Below are 24772 nucleotides of genomic sequence, written 5' to 3'. Positions count from 1 at the left end.
GGATTATAAATCGTTATAAATACTGGGAAATTGGTTAATTACTGAGGTAGAATAGGGGAGGGAATGCGACATTTCGTCGCATTTAGTGCAATTGTCCTTCTTCCATATTATGATGAAATTATCGAACATCCTGGGAGGGATCTGATGAATATCGGAAGTCGTCTCGCCTTTCTAAGAGACCAACGCGGCTTAACCCAAGAAGAACTCGCAACATCCCTAGGCATCTCGCGGGCGGCTTTATCCCACTATGAGAAGGGCCGACGGGAGCCGGACACCGAAACGTTAGGCAAGTTCGCGGACTTGTTTAAGGTATCTATGGATTTTTTGGTAGGGAGAACGCATCAATCGAATGCTGTATTGGACCCTGACATACGCCAGTTCGCGGATGAGCTGGAGCTCTCCGACGAGCAGCTCCTGGAGCGCTTCAAGCTTACGATTGACGGCCAGACTCTGACACCGGAGGAAGCCCGACGCTTTATCGCCTTCGTGCGCGCCGAACGGAATATGAATCAAGATTAATATTAAAACGGCTTCGCCGTGCTGCGGTACGTTTTAAAAATAATAAAAACCTCGCAGACTGCGAGGTTTTTTATTCGTTTCGTAGAGTGCCGCGACTATGCTTTGCCAATCGGCTTTTTGTATTCTTCAGGCCATTTATCCTTGCTGATGCCCAATTGTTCCAATATGTTGCGGATGTCAATTTCCAAAGGCTGCTTATGTGTAGCGTGATCTATCGGCATATCCTTCTCCATCTCCGCTCTCATACCCTCTCTACGATTCCGGTTATGAAACACTAAGATTAGTATAGGAGATCAAGGATGCAGAGGGTGTCGAGAGATGGGGCGGAACCCGATTATTTTAAGCGGAACTTTTGTCGAAGTCCCGGCTTTCCTCACGAAATATACAATATTTGTTATTTTCCTTTATTTTACCTTATCGTAATCAAGATTCCCCTTTGTCCGTTTTGTTTGCGTTCCTCTCGATCCAAGCCATAATGACCGATTTTAGCTTGGATAGATTCATAAAAGCGACGATAGCGCTCTGGCTGTTCGCATCCTCCTCCTTCTCAAAAAATACGAGTCCTCTTTTCTCGTCGAATCTTCTTATTAAATTCATATTCACAAGATTGGTGCGATCCAATTTCTGAAAGCCGATCTGCTCAGTGTGCTTGGCATACATGCTTAGAGACGGAACGAGAGGATAGAACCTGCCCTCGGACGTTAGAAAGACGACCGCTCCGTCCTCTGTCTGGATATAAAGTACCTGAGCCATATCCATCATGATAACTTCACCATCGTTGTTTCGATCCTTTGTGACAGGTTGAATCACTATGCTCCACTCCACTTAAGAATCCTTGCGGACAGCGGCTGCCGAGGCAATTCCGGCAACCGCCCCCCGATTATCTCTTCATTAATTCTGCGGGCACTTCTGGACGGTGACCTACTGCTCCCATACATGCAGTTGTAACAAATAGAGTCGCAGCCATGCCGAGTACCGTTGCCAATACGGTGAAGATTCTTCTATTCATCTTATTTCACCTCCTTTATAGGGTAATAGCGTAAGCGCGACAATCATCCAGGAGACCGCCAATATATCGGATTGAATCAGGAAATTGGATAGTACTAATACCAATGCAATCAACTTCATTACCTTGAGCCTCCGGTCGGATAAGAGGGTATGATTCTTGAAATCGACAGGAGCATATCTCCACACCAGCAATGCGCTTACGAGAGTAAACGCAAGCAGGACGGGAGTGTTCAAGGTGATATAAGGGACGACCGCAACCGCTGCCGACGAGGCAAGAATACAAAGCACAGGCGATTTCAAGTGATGCCCTCCAGCTAGGTACCGCAATACGCCTATCACGAGCAGAGCAAGACAGGTCTCCTGAAACTTCCCGTTCATTAACCCGATCAACAAGCTTAGGATGACCGTCGCAACATTCGTCAGAATGGAAATAAGCGCATACCTCATTACTTCCTTGCTGACGTGCTTTCTATCGTTGTGGCGATACACATAATCGCTGATTCGTTCGGACACTGCTTCTATCATTTCTACAGCTCCTTTCTAAAGGCCAAAAAGACCAGCAGCATTACAGATAGAAGAAACAACGTGCTTAAGGTGCTGTATAAGAAGGTATAATTAATAAAAATGTAGGCAACGCCGGAGATGAAGAAGCAGGCGATAAGAGAGATTAGCAGCAGGACCAGGTTTACGCCGGTTACCGCAACCTTCTCGACAGAACGATCGGGAACGAATGAAAATCCGATTCTCTTCCTCAGCATCCCGTACGCAATGCTGATGGTGATCGCCGACCCGGCAACCTGGATCAACTTAACATTGAGGAAACTGCCCGTAATCTGCTCCATATCGAGTCCCGTGCGCAGCAACAGCAGAATCATCGACTGGATGGTGAGATAGATCAGATAGCTGGTCACAACCATCAATAACGCGTAAAACGGATGAATCCGAAAGATCAGCCATGCGAAAATGAAAAACCAGCCCAGCATGACCAGCGGAGTAATGCTGTCTAATTCAAAAACAAAACGCATCAGATAGGACGATTGAGCCATGACTGCTGCAGCAATAAAGACATGAGGGATGTAACCTTTAAGCGAGAAGCGAAAGGTGGCTAGCATCAAAGTCATGATGGCCATCACTTCGAACACGTTAACCCCAACATCCAACAGAAATTGAGACATTTTGTGCCTCCTGCATTCTAATCTATACTCTTCCATTTTACACCTTAATTTGCCAATATGAAAGATTTTTATAGTTTTGCATCGGCCAATAGGCTCATTTTTTTAGCTTTTCTGCCTGAATTCTCCAGTCCTCACTCGAAACCTGTCTTTATCTTTCTGAAGATCGGCTAAGCGCTCGGTCCCCCGTCCTATTCAAACCTTACCAACGTCTCCAATTCTATCGGGTTAGAATAAGGTCTCTGATGTCCGCAAACCTGGAGGGTCCAGGCGATTTAGAGAGTCATTCAATCATCCAAAGTGATTCAGCAACTTATAGCGGTCCTGCAACTTAGGGTGATTCAGCTACATTGGCGCTTGGAGTAGCTTCGTGCTTGGAGTAGCTTGGTGCTTGGAGTAGCTTGGTGCTTGGAGTAGCTTGGTGCTTGGGAGCAGCTTGGTGCTTGAGAGCAGCTTGGTGCTTAGATAGCGGTTGATTAAGCATCTTGTGCTAGTGGGGGGCGGTTCCTCATTGGCGTCGATGGTGTGGCGGACATAGGAGCCTTTATTCGTGCGATTTCCCCAGTATTTAAGCTCGTCGCGGACATGAGCGCCGTTATTCACTCTATATTTCGTAAATTTGAGGGATTCTCGACCATTTAACGGCTCTCAGGTCCACATCATCCTAAAAATCGCTCTGATTTCAAAAAATTAAGGTCTCTGATGTCCGCAAACCTGGGGGGCCAGAGGATTAAGTAATTCAATCATCCAAGTGACTTAGCTACTTATGGCGCTCCAGTAACTTAGGGTGACTCAGCTACTTATGGCGGTCCTGCAACTTAGGGTGAATCACAGCAACTTAGCGCCAGCCATAGCAACTTACAGCAATTTACTTAAAGTAAACCCGGCTTCGCCGTCCTTCGGCACAGCGCAAAAAAACACCGACGGGCCGCCTGCTTTCAGGCTAACCCATCGGTGCTTCTTATTCGCGTCATTCTACGCTGCTCAGCTTCCGCCTGCGCGGGACAAGTCCCGCATATTGGCTTCGAACGCGGCCAGCAGCGCCTGTTCTCCGCTTAATCCCTGAGCCTCCACCTTGGCAATCTGCTCCATCATCCGCTTGTAGTCCTTAGGAATGACTTTTACAATTTTGCCTACGATGTCGCTCCAGCCTTCGAGCACCCTGCGACCCAGGTCGCTCTTCGTATATTGCACGTGATTGGCGATCATGGCACGAACCTCGGCAATCTCGTTCGCATCCTCCAGGCCTTCCAATCCGACCATCTCGAAGTTGCAGCGCTTGACGAATTGTCCATCCCAATCGACAACATAGGCGATTCCGCCGGACATCCCCGCCGCGAAGTTGCGTCCCGTCTGTCCGAGAACCACGACGCGGCCTCCGGTCATGTATTCGCAGCCGTGATCCCCGACACCTTCCACGACGACCTTCACGCCGCTGTTGCGGACTGCGAATCGCTCTCCCGCAACGCCTCGGACGTATGCTTCGCCGCTTGTGGCGCCATAGAACGCGGTGTTGCCGATGATCACATTATCCTCCGCCTTGAAGGGCGCTGCCGGAGACGGATAGATGGCGATCTTGCCGCCGGACAATCCCTTGCCTACATAGTCGTTAGAGTCGCCTTCCAGCGTCAGCGTCATCCCTTGCGGAAGGAATGCCCCGAAGCTTTGGCCGGCGGTTCCGACGAAGTGGAAGCGGATTGTGTCCTCCGGCAAGCCGTTCTTGCCGTAGCGGTGCGTCACCTCGGAGCCGACGATCGTTCCGACGACGCGGTTCGTATTCTTGATCGGGAACGTTCCCGCAACGCGCTCTTTGCTCTCCAACGCCGATTCGGCTGCCGCCAGCAGCGACTGCATATCCAGCGATTCGTGAAGCAGGTGATCCTGCCCCTTCGCATTGTGACGATAAGAGCCTTCCGGAAGCTCTGGCATATGAAGGAGCGGCGTCAGGTCGATGCCTTCCGTCTTGTAATGTTTAATAGCGAGCTTCGTATCGAGCCGGTCTACGCGTCCGACCATCTCTTCAACCGTGCGGAAGCCAAGCTCCGCCATAATTTCACGGAATTCCTCCGCCACGAACTTCATGAAATTAACGGCATACTCGGGATCGCCCATAAATTTCTTGCGCAGCTCCGGATTCTGCGTCGCGACGCCTACCGGACAGGTGTCCAGCTGGCAGACACGCATCATAACGCAGCCAAGAACGACAAGCGGTGCCGTAGAGAAGCCGAACTCTTCCGCGCCAAGCAAGGTGGCGATCGCGATATCGCGTCCCGTCATCATCTTGCCGTCGGTTTCGACGACAACCCGATCCCGCAGATTGTTAAGAATTAACGTTTGGTGCGTCTCGGCAAGCCCTAACTCCCAGGGCAAGCCCGCATGCCGGATAGATCCGATCGGAGAAGCTCCCGTACCTCCGTCATAGCCGGAAACCAAAATCACGTCGGCGCGCCCCTTGGCTACGCCCGCCGCGATCGTGCCTACGCCGACCTCGGATACAAGCTTGACGTTAATCCGTGCGCGAGGGTTCGCGTTCTTGAGATCGTGAATCAGCTCGGCAAGGTCTTCAATCGAGTAAATATCGTGATGCGGCGGCGGCGAGATCAAGCCAACGCCAGGGGTTGTGCCGCGCACCTCGGCAACCCAAGGATACACTTTACGGCCCATCAGTTGACCGCCTTCGCCCGGCTTGGCGCCTTGCGCCATCTTGATCTGAATCTCCTCCGCGTTCGACAGATAATAGCTCGTCACGCCGAAGCGTCCCGAGGCCACCTGCTTGATCGCGCTGCGGCGAGAATCGCCGTTGGCATCCGGCGTATATCTCGCCGGGTCTTCTCCGCCTTCGCCGGAATTCGACTTCCCGCCGATGCGGTTCATAGCGATGGCCAGCGCCTCGTGGGCCTCCTTGCTGATCGAGCCGAAGGACATGGCGCCGGTCTTGAAGCGCTTGAAGATCGACTCGACCGGCTCGACCTCTTCGAGCGGCACGGAAGGCTGGTCGTGCTTGAATTGCAGCAGCGAACGCAGCGTACGAACTTGCTCATACTCGCCCTGAACAAGAGCGGAATATTTCTTGTACGTAGCGTAATTGCCGGTTCGGGTCGCCATCTGCAGCGTGTGGATCGTCTGCGGATTAAAGAGATGGTCTTCTCCGCCTTTGCGCCACTGATAATCTCCGCCGGAATCCAGCTCCCGCTCGGCTCCTTGCTGCTCGGAATAAGCGCGGTTGTGCGCTCCCAGCGTCTCGCGCGTAATCACGTCAAGCCCGATGCCCTCAATGCGGGAAGCCGTTCCCGTAAAGAACTGCTCCACCACTTCCGTATTGAGACCGACCGCTTCGAAAATCTGCGCGCCGCGATAGGACTGAATCGTCGAGATGCCCATCTTGGACAATACCTTCACGACGCCTTTGGTTGCGGCTTTGATGAAATTCTTGACGGCTTTCTCATGCGAAACATTACGTATCATGCCTTGACGGATCAGGTCGTCCAGCGTCTCGAACGCCAGGTAAGGGTTCACCGCGCTGACGCCGTAGCCGACGAGCAGTGCGAAGTGATGCACCTCGCGCGGTTCGCCCGATTCGAGAAGAATGCTCACCTTGGTCCGCGTGCCTTGACGAATCAAGTGATGATGCAGGGCGGATACGGCCAACAGGGACGGAATCGCCGCATTGTCGGCATCGATGCCTTTGTCGGACAGAATGAGTATGTTATGTCCTCTGGCAATCAGGCGGTCCGCCGCTTCGCACAGCAGCTTCAGAGCGTCGCGCAGTCCCTGCTCGCCTTCCTTCGCCGAGAAGAAAATCGGCAGCGTGCTCGACTTGAAGCCCGGACGGTGTACATGCCGGAGCTTGGCGAATTCCTCGTTGGACAATATCGGCGTGTATAGACGGATGTGCCGACAGCTTTCCGGCTCGGGATTCAGCAGGTTCCGCTCAGGTCCGACCGTCGTATAGGTTGAAGTGACGATTTCCTCGCGAATCGCATCGATCGGCGGATTTGTAACTTGGGCAAACAGCTGCTTGAAGTAGTTGAACAGACGCTGCGGCTTCTCGGAAAGCACGGCCAGCGGAGAATCGTATCCCATCGAAGCCAGCGGCTCGATGCCCGTCAGAGCCATCGGCTCCATGATCTTACGAACATCCTCGAACGAATAGCCGAACGCTTGCTGACGCGACTGAACCGTCTCATGATCGGGCTCCGGCAGCTCCGGCGCTTCCGGGAGATCCTCTAGGTCGACGAGATGATCGTTCAGCCATTCCCGGTAAGGATGCTCCGTCACAATCGAACGCTTCACCTCTTCGTCGGAGATGATGCGGCCTTCCTTCGTGTCCACAAGCAATATCCGACCAGGGCGCAGGCGATCCTTCACAACGATGTCCTCTTGCGGAATTTCGATAACGCCCGCTTCCGAAGCAAGCACAATCAGATCGTCCTTCGTGACATAGTACCGTGCGGGCCGCAGTCCGTTGCGATCGAGAACAGCGCCGATTTGAACGCCGTCCGTGAAGCCTACTGCTGCAGGACCATCCCATGGCTCCATCAGACACGCATGATATTCATAGAAAGCTTTTTTCTCTTCGTCCATATGCTCGTCGTTCTGCCATGGCTCCGGAACCATCATCATCGCCGCATGCGCCATGGAGCGACCTGCCAAGTACATGAATTCGAACGTATTATCGAACATCGCCGTATCGGACCCGTCCGGTGCGATAATCGGCTTGATCTTCTCCAGATCGTCGCCGAACAGCTCGGATTGGAACAGCGTCTGGCGGGCGTGCATCCAGTTGATGTTGCCGCGCAGCGTGTTGATCTCCCCGTTATGGATTAAATAGTTAAAGGGATGCGCCCGCTCCCAGCTCGGGAACGTGTTCGTGCTGAAGCGCGAGTGAACGAGCGCCATCGCCGTCTCCAGCCGCGGATCGTGCAGCTCGGGATAGAATAGACCGACCTGCTCAGTCGTCAGCATCCCTTTGTATACGATCTTCTTGCTGGAGAAGCTCGGGAAGTAGAACATGTCGGCGCCTTCGATGTCCGAGTAGCGGATTGCCTGCTCCGCGCGCTTGCGGATGACGTACAGCTTGCGCTCGAACGCCAGATCGCTTGCCAACGCCGCCGAGCGTGCGATGAACGCTTGACGAACGAAAGGCTTGACCTTCTTCGAGGATTGGCCCAGCGGCTCGTCATTGGTCGGCACTGTGCGCCAGCCGATCAGGGTTTGCCCTTCTTCGGCGATAATGCCTTCGAAGATTTCCTCATGCTTGCGGCGAATGTCATCCTCTGTCGGAAGGAAGGTCATCGCCACCGCATATTGTCCCGCTTCCGGCAGCGTGAAACCGAGCTTTGCCGTTTCCGCTTCGAAGAAGCCATGCGGAATTTGCAGCAGAATTCCCGCGCCGTCTCCGGTGCTCGGCTCGCTGCCCTGGCCGCCGCGATGCTCCATGTTGAATAGCAGCGTTAAAGCCTGCTCGACGATATCGTGCGATTTCTTGCCCTTGATATGAGCGACAAAGCCCATGCCGCATGCGTCTTTCTCGAACTGCGGGTCGTACATCCCTTGCTTGACGGGAAGACCTTTACGCATTTCTACCATGTATATCAACCTTTCTGTGCGCAGTGTAGGAAAATATGCAAAAACGCTTCAAATCCCATCCTTATTCACCTAGAATAAAGCTATTGGAGGGGCAGCGGCACTAACGGGGGATTTGAACGTCGTGGACTGTCGGCAGTAAATTTTCTAAATATTCGCGAAATGATAAGTTATTTTACCACCCTCGCGAAACGAATGGCAATTCAATGTTTTTATAAAGCCGATAACCTTAAGCTTCGCGCTTCACCGGCAATGGCTACATAAAAGGAGGAATCAAGTCCATGCAACTTGCACTACGTCGTTCCTTGCTCGCTCTTGCCGCATCGGCCATCGCGCTGACGGCAACCGCGGCTTCCGCATCCGCTGCCGGTACGCAGCTTGAGCCCAAAGCGCAGCGGATCGTTGCGCTGGGAGACTCGGTAAGCGTCGGCTTTGAGCCTAAGGATGCAATCATCAGCGGAGCAGAGGCTCCATACGGCTACGTCGATCGGATTCTGGAGCAATCCCTGTTCCGGGAACGATCCCAACTTTCCAATTACGCCATCATGGGACTGACGACCCCCGGACTTGTCCGTCTTCTGGAGGGTGCCGCAGAGGGCAAGCCGCTCGCTTCTTCGGAGCTTCAGGATTTCTCCGCTTACGATCCCCGAGTGGTCGAGCAAGCCGACACAATCGCCGGAAAGACGAAAGAACTGGCCCATGATCTCGCCCAAGCCGATCTTGTCGTGCTCACGATCGGAGGCAACGACTTCAGTTCGGTCGTCAAAGCTATCAACGGCCAGTCTACGACATCCGCACGACAAATTATACAGGATGCCTTTCAGAAAACAATGAAGGATTACACCGAAGATTTGGATAAAATGATGACTCGCTTGCATGAGTTGGCGCCGTCCGCCAAACTCGTGCTGGCCGATCAGTACTTGCCGTTATTCAAAGGACACGAGCTATATCCGCTGCTGAACGGTAAGGTGAAAGAACTCTCCGAGCATTTGGACTTATACGCCGAGGCTTCCAACCGCAACGGCATCCCCTTGAAGATCGCGCACGTCTCCAAGAAGTTTGAAGGCCGCGAGAATGCCTATACGTATTTCAATCAATGGGAAGGGTTCGATATTCATCCCAAGCAAGCCGGATACGAGGCCATGGCTCAAGCCTTCGCCGAAGCGATCTGGAAGGACGGCTACCGCAAGCCCGCCCCCAGAGCTTCCGATGTCCCTCTAACCGTCGTCATTAACGGCAAGGAGCCTCCCAGCACGCCCGTTACCGTGAACAACACCACGTTTCTGGCGCTTAGGGACGTTGCGGATGCCGTAGGGGCCCAGTTGAAGTGGAGCCAGAAGACGAAAACAGCCGTGTTCAAGAAAGAGGACAAGGAGGTTGTCGTCACCATCGGCTCAAAGTCCATTCTCGTGAACGGAGTCCCGAAGGCGATCAGCACGCCCGCCTACTTCCAGCAAGTCGGAAAGCTGCAGAAAACCTACGTTCCTCTTGCCGTTATCAGCGAAGGCTTGAACTATCAGGTCGTCTTCCGCAAGCCCATCATGACCGCATTCATCAACTTCTGATTTCATTCCGATTAGTATGCCCGCGAATCTCCAAAAAAAAGGTTGAACCGAGCTATCCAAGCTCAGGTTCAACCTTTTTGATGTTGCCGGCTTACACTTTAACGTCCAGTTGCTGTCCCACATTCGAAGGAATGCTCGTCTGCAGCGCTTGAACCATCTGCTGACCCTGCTGCTGCACGATGTCCAACGAGTTGGACAACACGGCTATGCTAATCTGCTGCCTAAGGCTTGCAGCACTTATCGCGCCGATTCCGCTGATGCTGCTCAAGCTCATTCCTCCCCTTATTTCGCCGAAACGCGAATTGTAACCGATTTTCCGCCGAAGGTTCCTTTAATTGTCGCGGAGCCTTTGGCTTTGACCGAGATTTGGCCGTTCGTCACCGTGGCGACGGAAGGCTTGGATGTTGTCCAGGTCGCTTGAGAGGTAACGTTAGCGGTTTTGCCGTTCTCGTAAAGCGCCGTCACCGACACGCTGAACTGGTTGCCCGCGACCGCCTTAAAGGAGGTTTCGGACGCGGTCAGCTTCGTCAGCTTCGCCGTGACCACGTAAGGGATCTCAAGCGGTTTGCCTTGAACGCTTGCAGTCAGTGTGCCTGAGCCTTCGGTCAGTCCCCTTACGGTGGAGCCTTTGATCGTCACATGCTCCTCGTTGGAAGCTTTCCAATCCACACGCGAGCTCAGCGTAACCTTTTTCCCGCTTTTCGTCGTTCCAACAACCTTAACCGTTTGCGTGCGGTTAAGCGTCACGCTTACCTTGGCCGGCGTAATCGCGAACGAGGTAAACTCCTCTTCGACCGTCACCTTGACTTTAACCGTTTTATTCAGATAAGTGCCCGTTAACGTCGCGTTGGCCGCCAGCAGCCCTTTCATCGATGTTGGCTTGACAAGCAAATTAGCCGTAGAGGACTTCCACGTCACCTTGTCCGTAATCACTTCTTCCTCGCCGTTCTCGTAGATGAGGCGCACGGTCGGCAGATCGACCTCCCTGCCGATGACGACGCTGATCGTATCCTGGGCAGGAATCAACGTTAAAATCTTGTTGTGCACGTTGACGGTTACCGTCTTCGTCAGCGTCGTTCCCATGACGCCGCCTACTTGCGCAGTGAGCGTTGCCGTGCCGTTGCCTACGGCCTTCCACTTCCCGCTCTCCTCCAGAACAACGACATTTTCATTGTCGGAAGTCCATTGAACGTAGCTGCCGACATCCTTGGTTTCCCCGGTCAGCAGCGTGCCCGTTACTGTCGGCAGCGTAACTGTTTCTTCGGCGAATACGTCAAGCGTATCCTTGGCTACCGTAATCGACTCAATCGTGGGTGACACGTTAACCGTAAGGGACTTGGACAGTCCCAGATAAGATACTTTGATCTCCGCCGTACCCGCTCCCTTAGGTACGACATAGGTCTTGCCGTTAGCGGCCTTCTCAATGACCGCCACGGCTTGATCCTCGTCGGAAATTTTCCATTCTACCAGGTCGGTTGCGTCCTTCGCACCGGTCGAGCCGCTGTTGGCCGTTGCGGTCAGCTCTACCTTGGCGCCGTATAGCGTCGTATAGATCGGCTTCTCCGGCGTGATCTTCAATGCTTCGTAAGGCGTCTTAACGATAACCGTCAGCGTTCCCGCGCCGCCCAGCCTTTTCGCCGTGACGATCGCCGTTCCCTTGCCGACGACGGTCAGCTTGCCCTTCTCCTCGACCTTCACAACGGCCGTATTGCTGCTCGTCCAGGTCGCATCGTCGCTAATCGCTTCATAGGAGCCCGACTTCGATTTGGCGTATGCCGTAAGCGTCAATGCATTGTCCGTTCCTACCGTCAGCTCTAGCGGGCCTGAATAAACATTGCCTGCCGCATTGCGGATCTGAATTTCCTCATAAGGGGATTTGATCTTAAGCTCGACGGAATCCGTCTTCCCCTTGCTCTTGACCGTAATCTTCACTTCGCCCTCGGCGAGCGGCTTAACGACGCCTTTGTCGACCGTGGCGACAGTCGAATTGGAAGATGTCCAGGTCGCCGTTGAAGTCACGTCCTCGCTGGTCGAGCCTTTGATTCCGACGGCGGACAGATTCAGGTTCGTGCCCAGATAGGCATCAAGCTCATCCGCCGCATCAGCGGAATTCAGCTTAAGCTTTACCTCGTCGAAATACTGTTCTGCGGTTACGATAAACGTATCCGTCTTTTCCTTGTATCTCGCCGTAATCGTGGCAGAGGCTACCGGCCCTGTCGCGGTTACGACGCCCTTGGACACCTTCACGTTCGAAGACGTCGAGGTCCAGGTCGCATCCTCGGTTACATTTTTGTCCCCGGACAACGACATGCTGACGTAAGCGTTCAGAATAATCGAATTATCGTCGACGTAGAGCTTACCCGGCTCTTGCGACGTCGAAGTAATGTACACGGATACGGCGACATCGTCGGCGGCTGCGGCGACTCCTCCGAAGGAGCCTCCTGCCAGTGCAATCGCAAGAAACAAAACGAGAATACGATTATAAATGATTCCTTGACGTGACGACTGGGACGGATGTTTCGCTTTTGCGCTCCACGTTTTCATTGTTAAGCATATCCTCCATAAGCAGAAATTCGAATTTGGGTCTTCACTATAATAACGGCTTCTCTGACGGATTCCTGAAGATGGAAACGGAAATTCAGAATATTTTCAGTAAAAAAAGCTGCAATTTAGGCCGATAAGCCTATGTTGCAGCTTCATGGAGTCCGGTTAGTTAGAGCCCGTAGTCCTTATGCAGCGTTTCCAGATTGGCGAGGCATTTCTCCGCCCATCGACGCAGACGGTCGACCCGCTCCCTCTCCAGTCCAAGCGCCGTACGCAGAGATTCGCGATATTCCGGAATTGCCCCCGTGTAGGGCTGAACCGTCTGCCTCGGCACCCAAACCTTCTCGGTATAGGACAATGCCCGTCGTTCATGGAACATAGCCGCGTCCGGATCATAGGCGCTGTGCAAATCCCCTTGCGTCGGATGCTGCAGCACCGCGAGCACCTTAACCAAAGCGCGCCGCTCGTCGCGATCGGCGATCTCTCCTATGTAGTCGCCCGTTTTATAGCTGATTTTCACGATTTCATTGCCGACATCGGCCTTACTCATTGTCGTCATCCCCTTATTCGACCGGATTCTTCTTATTGTACCACTTGTTCGCCGACCTTCTTAAGCGTAATATGGAAGTAGGAAAAGTGGAGGATTATTTCAGATGCGTAAAAAACGAGTTCTGCTGCTTTCCGAAGGTTTCGGTACCGGACATACCCAAGCGGCATACGCGCTCGCAGTCGGGCTGCGCCAGCTATCCCCGAAGATTCAGACCCGGGTGATCGAGCTCGGTACTTTCTTGAATCCCGTCATCGGTCCGCTTATTCTGTCCGCCTACCGTAAAACCGTGAGCAAACAGCCCAAGCTAGTCGGTAAGATGTACCGAAGCGCCTATCATAAATCCCTTAACCGCATGACGCAATTCGCGCTTCATCGCATTTTTTACAATCAGGTCTCGGACGTCGTCCGCCAATTGAAGCCGGATTCTATCGTCTGTACCCATCCCATCCCCAATGCCGTCGTGAGTCGCCTGAAACGGCTGGGCCTGGACATTCCTTTGTATACGCTGATTACGGATTACGATGCCCATGCGACCTGGACGAATCCCGAAGTCAATACCTATCTGGTCAGCACGCCTGCCGTACGGAACAAGCTGATCGCGCGCGGAGTGCCGCCCTCCTCCATCGAGGTTACGGGCATCCCCGTACATCCGAACTTCTGGCATCCTCACGACCGGGCGGAGATCCTGTCCCAGTTCAATCTGAAGGACATGCCTACCGTACTCATCATGGGCGGAGGCTGGGGGCTTCTGTACGGGGAGGAACTGGTCGAATATATGACCTCGCATGCCGATCGCGTACAGATTATCCTCTGCACGGGCAATAACGACAAAGCCAGAGAGAAATTGCTCGCCGATCCGAAATTCCAGCATCCCAACATTCACGTAATCGGCTTTACGAAGGAGATCAGCAAGCTGATGGACGTCTCCGATCTGCTGGTCACGAAGCCGGGAGGCATGACGTGCACAGAGGGCATGGCCAAAGGAATCCCTATGCTTTTTTACGAGCCGATTCCCGGGCAGGAGGAAGAGAACGCGGAGTATTTCGTCACTCACGGCTTTGGAGAACTGATGACGAACAACGAGATGATCGACCGCTGGTTCCGACTGATCCAGGAGCCTTATGCGGCCGACCAGCACCGCGATACTTTGCTGGCGCTGCGCAATGCCGAATATCATCCCGCCAAATGCTCCGAAGCGGTGCTCGCTCTTATGAAATAGAATGCTGGAGAGCGCTTGCAGCAGCCCTTAACGGAAGCACACGCAGAAGCACCTTCGTCCACGATACAGTGGAGAAGGTGCTTCTTTCGCATAGGCGCGATGGAATGGAGAGGATGCCCCCGCTCCGTCTATTGAATTTTTTTGCGGAATTGCATCGGGGTGACCCCCGTCAGTTTCTTGAACGTACGCGTAAAATGGGATAAATTGTCGTAGCCCAAGCGGCTCATGATGTGGCTGATTCGTAGTTCCGATTGCGTCAACATCTCCTTAGCATGTTCGATCCTCTGGCGAACGATATATTCGGATAACGACCATCCGGTTTTCTTGCGAAAATAACGGGAAAGGTAGGCCGGATGAAAGTGGACGTGATGCGCGATCTCCTCGCGGGTAAGCGGTTCGGGCAGATGCTCCTCGATGTATTGGAGTATCCGGCGAAGCAGCGCGTCGTCGGCTTGGACGTTGAGCGGTCTGGGCGGCCTTCCGACCCTGCCGTCGGCCGGCGGTTCGTCCATCTTCTCTTGGGGGAGCTCCCGCATGGCGACGGTATCTCCGATCTCGATATCGACGTCGGCGTACAAATAGGTTTTTGCCGCCTTCCTCAGCGATCTGCAGCGATGCTCCAGACCGGACAGGATCTGCTCCGGCGTCGGCAAGCCGAACAGGAACACGGCCGCTCCCAAGCGCATTCGTACGGTCGCTCCGGGGAGCGGATGCCTGATCAATTCGTCGGATGCGTTGCACAAGGCATATTCCAATAAATTGCGGTCGCGATCGGGCAAGGGAATGTGCCATTTTCTTACCGTTATCCGAATGGGCAATACCCAGCTGTTCTCGTAACCAGCAGTACTCATCAGTTCCCTCCTTCATGATGTCCATTCGTTCTATCAGGAACGAAATCGGACCGAATCGGTGCTTTCCATCTGCGAGAAACTCCCTCTGCTATCCGGTTTTCCCCTCCTTCGGCCGCATTTACTTCAAGAGCGCAAGGCTGGCCTTTCGCCATTATACAGGAAGCCGACAGCTTCTATCTATCTACTGAAATGACCAACATAGCACTTTGATGACATCGCTTACATTTTATTCGGTATTTTTGGCTCCTTAAGAGAAAAAAGAGGCCCGGCGCGGATTCTACCAGCGCCGAACCTCTTGCATCAATCGTTGTCGATCAAGGCTCAATTCCCCACACAAGCGTACCGTTCTGATACAACGTCACCTTGTTCCAGTCCGCGTAGGCCGTCTTCGTCGGGTCGAACGAATAATCGTTCGCTTCGTTGAAGTTGGTCCAGTCCGTCTTGGACATCCGCAGTTGAATGTCCCCCGTCTGTCCCCCCGCCGCGATCGAGCCGGCTCCCGATGTGAACGACAGCTCCGCGTACGTATCCGCACCGGTGCCCGAAGCGCTGCCGAACGTCACTTGAATGTTCGATCCGCCGATTTGCGCCCAGTCGATCCAAGCGTTCATCGCCGCGCTGCCATCCTTCGTAAAGTAGTAGCGCACCTTGAGCGTGCTCAAATTCACAGCCGCAGTTCCGGTGTTCTTAATGTTCAGGAAAGGCTTGATCTGATTGTCCGTAGCGTTCGTATCCGCAGCCTTGTACTGGACGACGAGGCTGCCCGTAGTCGGCGCAGTCGGAGTCGCGCTCGCCTGTGCCGAGTTCGCGCTCTCGCCTGCTGCGTTAACTGCGCTGACAACGTAATAATAGGTCGTTCCGTTCGTCAACCCCGTATTCACATAGCTCGTTCCCGTCACGCCCGTCGCAACGGTCGTGTATGGGCCGCCGTTTGTCGTTGCGCGCTTCACGTTATAGCTCGTCGCGCCGGCGGATGCCGTCCAGCCCAAGGTCACTTGCGCGTTGCCCGCTGTCGCCGTCAAGCCCGTTGGTGCTGCGGGAACCGTCACTCCGGAGCTTGGCGTTACGCTGACCTGAGCGGAATTCGGGCTCTCGCCAGCCGAATTGACTGCGCTGACCACATAGTAATACGTCGTGCCGTTCGTCAAGCCCGTATTCACATAGCTCGTTCCCGTTACGCCCGTCGCTACGGTCGTGTACGGTCCGCCGCTCGTCGTCGCGCGCTTCACGTTGTAGCTCGTCGCGCCGGCGGATGCCGTCCAGCCCAGTGTCGCTTGCGCGTTGCCCGCTGTCGCGGTCAAGCCCGTCGGAGCTGCGGGAACCGTCACTCCGGAGCTTGGCGTTACGCTGGCTTGAACGGAATTCGTGCTTTCTCCTGCCGAATTGACTGCGCTAACCACATAGTAATACGTCGTGCCGTTCGTCAAGCCGGTGTTGACATAGCTCGTTCCCGTCACACCCGTCGCTACGGTCGTGTACGGACCGCCGCTCGTCGTCGCGCGCTTCACGTTGTAGCTCGTCGCGCCGCTGGATGCCGACCAGTTCAGCGTCGCTTGCGCGTTGCCCGCTGTCGCCGTCAACGTAGCTGGAGCGGCCGGAACGGTAGGGGTTGTGCCCGCGCCGATCAGACGATCATACTCGGCGTAAGCCGTCGCGATGTCGACCTGCGACCAGAAGCGGTGATACTTGAATGTCGGTACGCCGTTATCCCAGGTTTGCGTCGTCTGGTTAAAGGAAGTATTGTACAGGTTCGACAGGTAGGACCATTTCGGATCAAGCATGATTTTCGGACGCAATTGCGCATAGCTGATATAAGTTCCGTTGCCGCCCTTGGACGGGTCGGAAGCGATGCCGCCGGTTCCGGGAATCGTATTGCCTTGGCCGAAGGTACCGCTCCAGCCTGCCGGGAAGTAAATCTCCTTCGTGAAGAAACGGCTGTAGTCCTTGCGCTCTTCGTCCACGACAACGCCCACGCCGTCGTTGTAGCCCCAAGCGACGTCCAGCAAGGAATCGGCTGCCGTTTTGGCCTGATTGCCGAGCGTTGTGAAGTTGCCCGTCTCCGCCTTCGTTCCGGCCGCGAAGAAGGTAAGCGCCTTAACATAGCTTCCCATTACGCCGACATCCTGCGTCGGATTCTTCGTAATGACATGGAAGTTCGGGTTGCCGGTAAAGGAGGAGAAGCCGTTCCAGTTGTCCGGTTGGCCGACCCAATCCTGTCCGCCCGGAATCCAGAATTGTCCGGGAGCGGATACGGTGGCCACAACCGGGTTGTTGCCGCCCAGAATGCGGTTGCCCGAACCGTTCAGATAATAGCCGTCGCTGTCGGACACCGGACGCTGGTTGACAAACGTATAATCGAGCGCCCAATCCGTCCATTTCGTAATGACGTTTTTGGCCATCTGGAAATTCTGCGAGGTTGTGTCTCCGCTCGCTGCCAGGATGTAATAGATTTCCGCCACGCGCTCCAGCGGCCAAGCCTGAAAGCCGAACCAGGTGTTCGAGCCCGGGTCGTGATAGACCGGATTTTCCTGATAGGCGAGCCCGTGGAACGTGCTGACGCTGGACGGATATGCGCTGTAATCGCCATTCCAGCTATTCGTAGCTCCGCCGCCGATCGCGCCCTCCGAGGACAGCAGCCAGTTGTAGAATTCAAGCTGTCTCGTAAGAGATGCGTTCCAGTCCGCTTGACCCGTCGCCGATGCGGGAGCCATGCCGCCCGCAGTCGTTCCGAGCGCATAAGCCGCGACTGGGTTCTGATAGGCTTGATGCGCGTGGCTTGCGCCGATGCGCCAAGCCCAGTTGCCGCTGCTGCCGAGGCCTCCGCCCCAAGCCGTGTACCAGGACATGAGATACATCGAAGAATTCTTGCCGCTTCCCGCAGCCGGCGAGCCGTCGCTTGCGCTGCCGATTTGTTGGAAATACTTATCGAACATGCCATAACGAAGGTAATCGCCCATCTTCTTCGCTTTATTGATAATCGCCGTGTTATTGAAGCCGAGCTGCTTAGCCCAGAAGATGACCTGAACGGCGCGCGCGTCGGCATCGGTGGCGTTGGTATAGCGCCATTGAGGCGCTGGGACTTGATTTTCCTTGGTGAATAGGCTCATAAAGCCTTCGTTCGGCTTGCCGAACGTTTTGTTGTCCTGGGAGGGATGCGTGATTGCTTCCCAAACCGATTCCTGCTCTCCGCGCTGGAACGTATTGACGTAGGTCGCCGTGTGCGACGGATTGAGCAGATTGCCGTAGCCGTACCAGTTGTCAACGTCCACCAGCCAGTGCATTAGGTACGTCTGGTTATTGCCGTATGCGGCCTTCATCTCCGCGTCCAGCGGATCCGATCCTGCTGCATACTGCCCTGAGAGCTGAGATGGATACTGATCCGGATAAGGCTTCTCGGCCGCGTAGGTAGCCGGGCTGCTCGGATTGTAATAGCTCATCGTCGGCTGTTCTTCCTTGCCGTCTCCTTCGTTGATCGGAATTATATATTTCTCCATACTGGCCCAAGCGGCCTCCAAATTGGCCCAGTTTCCGGTATAGTAGCCATACAATGTCTCCAACCACAGCCAGTAGCTGTAAGCCTCAGAGGTTGTCATATGCCCGTAGTCCGGCGCTTCGCTAAGCAGCGTTTCAATCGAATGATAGGGGATTCCTTCCGGCGAGAAGTAGCCGTTAGCCGGATTTTTGATCTGGTTGTACATCTGCATGAACCGGGCCTCGTACACCGTAGCCGCGGATGCCTCTTTAGGAGACACCCACAAGCCGGCGAATGCGGACACGATCAGCGCGAGCGCGATCCACCAGACCAATCCTTTACGATACAAGCCTTGTGCCATTTTTCGTCATTCCTCCTTAAGGATAATAGAGAAGACTAAGCGTCTCTCAAGGCTCCGCTCCCCAGACGAGCGTGCCGTTCTGATACAACGTTACCTTGCTCCAGTCGGCATAAGCGGTCTTCGTGGCGTCGTACGAATAGTCGTCCGCTTCGTTGAAATTGCTCCAGTCCGTCTTCGCCATCCGCAGCTGGATGTCGCCGGTCTGGCCTCCCGCCGCAATCGATCCTGCGCCGGATGTAAACGCCAGCTCGACGTAGGTGTCGGCTCCGGTGCCGGAAGCGGTGCCGAATGTGACTTGAATATTCGTGCCTCCCACTTGCGCCCAGTCGATCCAGGCGTTCATGGCCGCCGACGAATCTTTCGTGAAATAGTAGCGTACCTTCAGACCGCTTAAGCTCACGGCGGATGTGCCGTTATTCTTAATGTTCAAGTGCGGCTTGATTTGATTGTCCGTAGCGCTGGAATCGGCAACCCTATACTGCACAACGAGATTGCCGGTCTGCGGAACCTGCGGAGTGACGCTGGCTTGCGCGGAATTCGCGCTTTCGCCTGCCGCATTCACGGCGCTGACGACGTAGTAATAGGTCGTTCCGTTCGTCAGGCCCGTGTCAGCATAGGTTGTGGCGGTTACTGCGGTCGCGATGGTTGTGTAAGGCCCGCCGCTTGTCGTTGCGCGCTTGACATTATAGCTCGTCGCACCGCTCGATGCGGTCCAGCTCAACGCCGCTTGCGCATTGCCCGCCGTTCCCGACAAGGCCGTAGGCACTGCCGGCAAACTCAACTGAGGCGTTGCTGAGGCTTGCGCCGAATTCGCGCTTTCGCCGACGGCATTCACGGCGCTGACGACGTAGTAGTAGGTCGTGCCGTTCGTCAGCCCCGTATTCGCATAGCTCGTACCGATCACGCCGGTAGCCACAGTCGTATACGGTCCGCCGCTGGTCGTCGCGCGCTTCACGTTATAGCTGGTCGCGCCGCTCGATGCGGCCCAGTTCAACGTAACCTGCGCATTGCCGGCCGCAGCCGTCACCGCCGTTGGAGCGGCCGGTACGGTCGGAGCCGTAGGCGTCGCGGAAGCTTGCGCGGAATTCGCGCTCTCGCCTGCCGCATTCGATGCGCTGACGACATAGTAATAAGTCGTCCCGTTCGTCAGCCCCGTATTCACGTAGCTTGTGCCGGCAATGCCGGTCGCTACCGTCGTATACGGTCCGCCGCTCGTCGTTGCGCGCTTCACCGTGTAGCTCGTCGCGCCGCTCGATGCGGCCCAGCTCAACGCCGCTTGCGCGTTGCCCGCCGTTGCGGTGAGCGCCGTTGGAGCTCCCGGAGGCGTCGGAACGACCGGACCCGGCTCATTGCCGAATACCCGAACACCGTTGTCGTAGACCGGGATATACGTTGTCTTGACAGCGGTGCCGCTTGTCAGGCCCTGTGCGGAATAGTCGTTAGCAGGATTCCAGAAGGAAGTGCCTTGCGGTCCCGCCAGACGGAACTGGATTTCCTTCTTGAAATGCGGCTGGCCGCCCGGATAGATTTTAGTGCCGGTAAAGTCGACCTTGACGTAGTAGATGTGATTGGCTGCATCGTGCGCCGTCAACGGCGACACTGTAGCCCCTTGATTGTAGTTGGTGCTGATCGTAATGTTGCTGGCGTTATAACCGGCCGCATAGACCTCGGACAGATCCACGTAGTAACGGAAGGAGAGCTTATCTCCCATGCGCGCAGGCCAGCCGGAGCGATTGTTCAACAAGGCCTTAATCTCCGTATAGTTAGGCCCCGTGCTATTGAAGGAAGCCTCTACGAACATCTCGTCTTCCTTCGTTTCCGCAGGCGGGAAGTTCGCAAGCGGCAACTGGCCTGCGCCGTAGAGCAGCTTCATCTTGGCCAGAACGCCTGTAAATGCCGCATTGTAATCGGTTGCCACTTCGTTGCTGACATAATCGCCTATCGAGTCGGTATACGCATCGGTGCTGTTCGGACCGCCAACTAGCGCTCCGTACAGGACGTGACGATGATTGACTGGCGTCGTTTGGCTGTCCATCCAGGAGCCGTGCGAGGTACGATGGTGCGGATGCTGCGGCGAATTCGCGCCGAAGCCGATGACGTAGCTGCTATTGCGCGGGTTGTCTCCGAGCACATACAGCGTCTGATTGGTCGCGAAGTTTTTATATTTGTTTTTCTTGGCGGTATCCGTCACCCAGTCGGAGTATACGAATGCCAGGAAGGAGGCGTTCATTGCATATCGGAGCGACCCCCAGGTATCGAGCCAAGCCAGACCTCCGGGCGAATACGTGATTTTCTCGCCGGTTCCGGCAACGCCGGACGTCCAGTAATCCAGATTGCGCTCCGTGGACGTAATGAATGCGGGATCGTTGGTAATGCGAGCGAGCAGCAATTGCGCTCCATAGTGCTTGTCATCCCAGGCATGCGTCCATTTGTAGCCCCAATTCGTGGATTGGCCTTCCTTGCCCCAGTTGTTGGAGGCAGAGATCGCCTTGGTCAAGTAGGTATTATTGTTCGTCGCCAAGTAGAGCCAGACCGCTCCCCATGACAGCTCATCCCAATAGCCGGACCAGGAGTTGTAGAACGACTGGGCATCGGTCACGCAATCGCTGTACTTCCCTCGGTACGTATCGGCGAACGAATACAACTGCTCGGCATGAGTCAGCAAGGTTGCCGCATACGTCGGATTCGTATCGCGGAAGACGATCGAAGAGGCTGCAAGCGCCGCCGCCGTTTCGCCCGCTACATCGGAACCGGGGCAGCTGGCGGAAATTTTGTAGGAAGGTCTGTTCATCTGCATAACTTCAGCAGGTCCCCACCAGGCATGGTCTACTCCGCCCTGTCCAACCTGAACATAAAGCTCGTTCGGCGCTGTGTGGGCCTTGATGAAATAGTCCGTCGCCCATTTCAGATTGTCGAGGATCGCTTCGTACTGGCCGGCTTGCTTGTACCCGTCCTCATACTCATAGACGGACCACGCCAGCATTGTCGCAGAGGCGGCCATCGGCAAGCCGAACTTGACATGATCCCCGGCATCGTACCAACCGCCGGTCAGGTCCTTGCCCACGTCCGCCCCGTCCGTCATGCCCGAATCGCCGCGCCACTGCACGCGATTGTTCGCCGGAAGGTCGCCGGATCGCTGCGCTTCATAGAAGTAGATCGATTTTTGCAACGCCTCGGCGTAGTTATAAGAGGTGACTGCCGCGCTGGCCTGGGGAGAACCCAGCGGACCTGCGCCTGCCAAGACGGACAATCCGATCGCTGCGGTCGCCGTCACGCACAGCGCCTTTCTCCAAAGCTTTCTCATCCTAAAATTCCCTCCCGCATAGAATTAACTTCTGCTTTTTCTAACAGCCGGTTTCCGTCGTTTGCTCCGGGACATCCCCCCTTTCAATAACGCCCGCACCGCCATTAGGGCTCGTTGCCCCACGCGCGCTGGCCGTTCAGATAGAGCGTGACTTTACTCCAATCCGCGAAAGCCGCCTTGGTGCCGTCATACGAATAATCGTCGCTCTCGTTGAAGTTCGTCCAGTCGCTTTTGGCGAAGCGCGCATGAATCTCTCCGCTCTGCCCATTGGCCGGAATTGACCCCGCTCCTGCGCCGAACGAAATTTCCAAATACGTATCGGCCCCTGGCTTGGGCGCTGCCATAGTCACGAAAGTGCCGCTGACGTTGCTTCCGCCGATCTGGGCGTAATCAGACCAGAAGTTCAAAGCCGCGCCGGCTCCCTCTTTCGTAAAATAGTAGCGAAGCTTCAGCCCGGTCATCGCCACCGGCGCGCTGCCCCGATTCTTGATGTTGAACTGGGCCGTAATCTGGTTATCGTTAGGGTTCGGATTGTTGGCCTTGTACTGGACAACGAGGTCGCTCGCGACCGGCACGTTCGGCGTTGCGCTCGCGGCGGCCGAATTGGCGCTCTCCCCCACTGCATTGATAGCGCTGACCGTATAATAATACGTCGTGCCGTTCGTCACGCCTGTATCCGTATAGCTCGTGCCGACAGTACCGGCCGCCACCGTTACGTAGGGACCTCCGCTAGCCGTCGACCGTTTCACGTTGTAGCCGGTTGCTCCGGTCGAGGCGTTCCAGCTCAGCGCGACTTGAGCGTTCCCCGCTGCGGCGACAAGCCCGCCAGGGGCAGCCGGAGCCTCGGGGCCAACGGGGCCGCCGGCGTCGACAGTCACCGTCACCTGCTGAACAGACGCCCCGGGAGCAAGCTCCAATGTCTGAACGACCGGAGAAGCTCCGGGAACGGTAACGGTCAGCTTATAGCTTCCTTGAAAGCCCCGGAACGCGAACTTGCCCGTCGCTCCAGTCGTCCCGGTCACATCGGTTTTCCATTCGTCCATCAAGGCCAGATAGCGTTGGCCCGCTGCGTTGAGCGTCCAATTCTGATTCACAATCGCCGCATCGGCCCCTCTCCAGTGAGAGCCGGCCCAGAAGCCCCACATCATCACGCCTTCGACTGCCGGATGGCTATATGCCAGCCGATACAGCGCCTCCAGATTATCTGCCCGAATATTCTCATTGGGTTGTACGGAATCGTATTCGGTGATCCAGATCGGCAAGTTAAACGTAGCCAGATTGTCCAGCCGCTGCTTGACCGCATAAGGGTCTACCGTAGCACCGAAATGCCCCTGAGCCCCGATTCCGTCAATGGGTGCGCCTTGGGCCAGCAATTGTTGAATTTGCAGCTTGTAATTGTTGTCCTCCGCATACTCGATGACGTTGTAATCGTTGACGAACAGCTTCGCATCCGGGTCCAACTGCTTGGTCCGCTCATACATGTAGGGCCAGATCGATGCCCCGAGACGGTCCTTGAAGAAGCTGCCGTGCAGCATCTCGTTATTCACGTCCCAATGCTTGAACTTGCCTTTGAAGTGATTGACGACGCTTGTTATGCGGTTGTCTAAAGCCGTGCGCAAGGCTGTTCCGGTCAGGCTTTTCACCCAGGAGGGCTGAGCATCCTCAACCTCCCAGTGCACGGTATGCCCGCGTACCGGAATACCGTTCGCCTGCGCCCAGGCCAGCATTTGATCTGCGACAGAGTAGTTGACATTGCCTTGACTTGATTCGTTGGAATACCATTTCGATTCATTCTCGAAGACCGCCCATTCGAAATGATCCTTGAAGAAGTTGGCGTAGGTCGGATTGGAAAGCACCGTATTGTTGATGGCCGAGCCGAAGCCGAAGAGGCTTCTTGTCTGCTCCGCATGTACGGTCGCTCCCGCTACGGGGCTGCCGTTCTTATCCACGACATTAACTGCCGCATCCCGCTTCCTCAGCTGCTCGATTCGCGCGTTCGCCTCCGCCTTCCAATCAGTCGCCGTGCGTTCGGCCACCTCCAGGTCGTCCACATAGAAATTCACCGAAGGCTGCGGCCCTTCCACATAGAGGAGCAGATCGGTTGCGGCGCCGGATGGCTGATAGACGAAGGTGCCGCGCAATTCGATCCACCCTCCGTTCGTTACCGTAGACTGGGCAATCGTCGTATAGCTTGTTCCACTGCTATCGATCATTCGCATCGTCAGCTTGACCGTGTCGCTCGCCGAGTTCTGCAGCCGAACCCGCGCTGCGACATCATAGGTTAAACCTGGCACAGTGTTTGCCAGCAGGCTTTGGGATATTCCATTCCAGTCCGCTTGACGCCCTGACACGAGCCCGCTGTAAGCGCCTCCATTCGCCTCCGCAGAGGATGCCGCAAGCGTCGCCGTGCCCATGCTGGTCCACCCGGCCGTCGTTCCCGTCTCGAATCCCGGATTCGTGAGCAAATTCGTTCCCGCCGCATGTACCGGACTTCCTCCCCAGCCGGAGCCTCCTGCAGGGACTAGCAGGACAGCCGCCAGCATCAGCATAAGCCAGAGCTTAACCCTCTTGTTTGCCCTCATCGTGCTTCCCTCCTATCGAATTGGACCGCAGCCCGCGCC

Annotated in this window: 16 protein-coding genes; 3 read left to right on the top strand and 13 right to left on the bottom strand. The window is 55.3% G+C overall.

Features of this window, described 5'->3' with window-relative positions; translation table 11 throughout:
- Window positions 1–144 precede the first annotated feature (144 nt).
- Complete coding sequence (locus ACFO1S_RS02865; protein WP_204600750.1) at window positions 145–519, top strand: helix-turn-helix domain-containing protein; 375 nt, start codon at window positions 145–147, stop codon at window positions 517–519.
- Window positions 520–614: 95 nt separating this feature from the next.
- Here ACFO1S_RS02865 and ACFO1S_RS02860 read toward each other — a convergent pair whose 3' ends face one another.
- From ACFO1S_RS02860 to gltB, 6 genes are all read right to left on the bottom strand, one after another.
- Window positions 615–752, bottom strand: coding sequence for a hypothetical protein (locus tag ACFO1S_RS02860; protein WP_204600751.1), 138 nt, complete (start codon window positions 750–752; stop codon window positions 615–617).
- A 190-nt stretch (window positions 753–942) separates the two neighbouring features.
- The gene (locus ACFO1S_RS02855) at window positions 943–1281 is read right to left on the bottom strand and encodes a LytTR family transcriptional regulator DNA-binding domain-containing protein (protein ID WP_378126205.1); all 339 of its coding nucleotides are present in this window, start codon (window positions 1279–1281) and stop codon (window positions 943–945) included.
- A 118-nt stretch (window positions 1282–1399) separates the two neighbouring features.
- Window positions 1400–1528 (bottom strand): cyclic lactone autoinducer peptide, encoded by a 129-nt coding sequence (locus ACFO1S_RS02850; RefSeq protein ID WP_204600753.1) that lies wholly within the window; start codon window positions 1526–1528, stop codon window positions 1400–1402.
- Window positions 1525–2052, bottom strand: a complete 528-nt coding sequence (locus ACFO1S_RS02845; protein ID WP_204600754.1) for an accessory gene regulator ArgB-like protein — start codon at window positions 2050–2052, stop codon at window positions 1525–1527. Before ACFO1S_RS02845 ends, ACFO1S_RS02850 begins: the two co-directional genes overlap by 4 nt.
- Window positions 2053–2054: 2 nt before the next feature.
- Window positions 2055–2702 carry a hypothetical protein gene (locus ACFO1S_RS02840; RefSeq protein ID WP_204600755.1) on the bottom strand — a complete coding sequence of 216 codons (648 nt, stop codon included), beginning with the start codon at window positions 2700–2702 and terminating at the stop codon, window positions 2055–2057.
- Between the two features lie 981 nt (window positions 2703–3683).
- On the bottom strand, window positions 3684–8288 hold the full coding sequence (gltB, locus tag ACFO1S_RS02835; protein WP_204600756.1) for a glutamate synthase large subunit: 4605 nt from the start codon (window positions 8286–8288) through the stop codon (window positions 3684–3686).
- Window positions 8289–8566: 278 nt separating this feature from the next.
- On the opposite strand from gltB, the gene ACFO1S_RS02830 reads away from it, so the two are divergent.
- Window positions 8567–9850 carry a stalk domain-containing protein gene (locus tag ACFO1S_RS02830; protein ID WP_204600757.1) on the top strand — a complete coding sequence of 428 codons (1284 nt, stop codon included), beginning with the start codon at window positions 8567–8569 and terminating at the stop codon, window positions 9848–9850.
- A 91-nt stretch (window positions 9851–9941) separates the two neighbouring features.
- Here ACFO1S_RS02830 and ACFO1S_RS02825 read toward each other — a convergent pair whose 3' ends face one another.
- From ACFO1S_RS02825 to kapB, 3 genes are all read right to left on the bottom strand, one after another.
- The gene (locus tag ACFO1S_RS02825) at window positions 9942–10118 is read right to left on the bottom strand and encodes a putative motility protein (protein WP_204600758.1); all 177 of its coding nucleotides are present in this window, start codon (window positions 10116–10118) and stop codon (window positions 9942–9944) included.
- Between the two features lie 14 nt (window positions 10119–10132).
- The gene (locus ACFO1S_RS02820) at window positions 10133–12394 is read right to left on the bottom strand and encodes an Ig-like domain-containing protein (RefSeq protein ID WP_204600759.1); all 2262 of its coding nucleotides are present in this window, start codon (window positions 12392–12394) and stop codon (window positions 10133–10135) included.
- A gap of 169 nt (window positions 12395–12563) precedes the next feature.
- Entirely contained in the window at window positions 12564–12944 is a 381-nt protein-coding gene (kapB, locus tag ACFO1S_RS02815; RefSeq protein WP_204600760.1) for a kinase-associated lipoprotein KapB, read from the bottom strand.
- A 103-nt stretch (window positions 12945–13047) separates the two neighbouring features.
- Here kapB and ACFO1S_RS02810 point away from each other — a divergent pair, with 103 nt between their 5' ends.
- Window positions 13048–14163 carry an MGDG synthase family glycosyltransferase gene (locus tag ACFO1S_RS02810; RefSeq protein WP_204600761.1) on the top strand — a complete coding sequence of 372 codons (1116 nt, stop codon included), beginning with the start codon at window positions 13048–13050 and terminating at the stop codon, window positions 14161–14163.
- A gap of 128 nt (window positions 14164–14291) precedes the next feature.
- Here the strand turns inward: ACFO1S_RS02810 and ACFO1S_RS02805 are convergent, their stop codons facing one another.
- The 4 genes from ACFO1S_RS02805 to ACFO1S_RS02790 form a co-directional block, all read right to left on the bottom strand.
- Window positions 14292–15014, bottom strand: a complete 723-nt coding sequence (locus tag ACFO1S_RS02805) for an AraC family transcriptional regulator (RefSeq protein WP_204600762.1) — start codon at window positions 15012–15014, stop codon at window positions 14292–14294.
- Window positions 15015–15328: 314 nt separating this feature from the next.
- Window positions 15329–18847, bottom strand: coding sequence for a glycoside hydrolase family 48 protein (locus ACFO1S_RS02800; protein WP_204600763.1), 3519 nt, complete (start codon window positions 18845–18847; stop codon window positions 15329–15331).
- A gap of 46 nt (window positions 18848–18893) precedes the next feature.
- A complete protein-coding gene (locus ACFO1S_RS02795; protein ID WP_204600764.1) occupies window positions 18894–22151 on the bottom strand; it encodes a glycoside hydrolase family 9 protein in 3258 nt (1085 codons plus the stop codon).
- A gap of 104 nt (window positions 22152–22255) precedes the next feature.
- Window positions 22256–24733, bottom strand: coding sequence for an endo-1,4-beta-xylanase (locus tag ACFO1S_RS02790; protein ID WP_204600765.1), 2478 nt, complete (start codon window positions 24731–24733; stop codon window positions 22256–22258).
- Window positions 24734–24772: the final 39 nt, after the last annotated feature.

Origin of the sequence: Cohnella boryungensis (assembly GCF_042651945.1) — a bacterium.
GTDB classification, from domain to species: Bacteria; Bacillota; Bacilli; order Paenibacillales; family Paenibacillaceae; genus Cohnella; species Cohnella boryungensis.
Note: the sequence above shows the minus strand (reverse complement) of the source record. Positions and strands in the feature narration are given on the sequence as shown.

What these genes read in the sequence shown, in the direction of transcription:
- ACFO1S_RS02850 (WP_204600753.1), bottom strand. Translation starts at nt 1,528, where the DNA reads ATGAATAGAAGAATCTTCACCGTATTGGCAACGGTACTCGGCATGGCT.
- ACFO1S_RS02855 (WP_378126205.1), bottom strand. Translation starts at nt 1,281, where the DNA reads ATGATGGATATGGCTCAGGTACTTTATATCCAGACAGAGGACGGAGCG.
- ACFO1S_RS02790 (WP_204600765.1), bottom strand. Translation starts at nt 24,733, where the DNA reads ATGAGGGCAAACAAGAGGGTTAAGCTCTGGCTTATGCTGATGCTGGCG.
- ACFO1S_RS02860 (WP_204600751.1), bottom strand. Translation starts at nt 752, where the DNA reads ATGGAGAAGGATATGCCGATAGATCACGCTACACATAAGCAGCCTTTG.
- gltB (WP_204600756.1), bottom strand. Translation starts at nt 8,288, where the DNA reads ATGGTAGAAATGCGTAAAGGTCTTCCCGTCAAGCAAGGGATGTACGAC.
- ACFO1S_RS02795 (WP_204600764.1), bottom strand. Translation starts at nt 22,151, where the DNA reads ATGAGAAAGCTTTGGAGAAAGGCGCTGTGCGTGACGGCGACCGCAGCG.
- ACFO1S_RS02820 (WP_204600759.1), bottom strand. Translation starts at nt 12,394, where the DNA reads ATGAAAACGTGGAGCGCAAAAGCGAAACATCCGTCCCAGTCGTCACGT.
- ACFO1S_RS02805 (WP_204600762.1), bottom strand. Translation starts at nt 15,014, where the DNA reads ATGAGTACTGCTGGTTACGAGAACAGCTGGGTATTGCCCATTCGGATA.
- ACFO1S_RS02865 (WP_204600750.1), top strand. Translation starts at nt 145, where the DNA reads ATGAATATCGGAAGTCGTCTCGCCTTTCTAAGAGACCAACGCGGCTTA.
- kapB (WP_204600760.1), bottom strand. Translation starts at nt 12,944, where the DNA reads ATGAGTAAGGCCGATGTCGGCAATGAAATCGTGAAAATCAGCTATAAA.
- ACFO1S_RS02800 (WP_204600763.1), bottom strand. Translation starts at nt 18,847, where the DNA reads ATGGCACAAGGCTTGTATCGTAAAGGATTGGTCTGGTGGATCGCGCTC.
- ACFO1S_RS02810 (WP_204600761.1), top strand. Translation starts at nt 13,048, where the DNA reads ATGCGTAAAAAACGAGTTCTGCTGCTTTCCGAAGGTTTCGGTACCGGA.
- ACFO1S_RS02840 (WP_204600755.1), bottom strand. Translation starts at nt 2,702, where the DNA reads ATGTCTCAATTTCTGTTGGATGTTGGGGTTAACGTGTTCGAAGTGATG.
- ACFO1S_RS02845 (WP_204600754.1), bottom strand. Translation starts at nt 2,052, where the DNA reads ATGATAGAAGCAGTGTCCGAACGAATCAGCGATTATGTGTATCGCCAC.
- ACFO1S_RS02830 (WP_204600757.1), top strand. Translation starts at nt 8,567, where the DNA reads ATGCAACTTGCACTACGTCGTTCCTTGCTCGCTCTTGCCGCATCGGCC.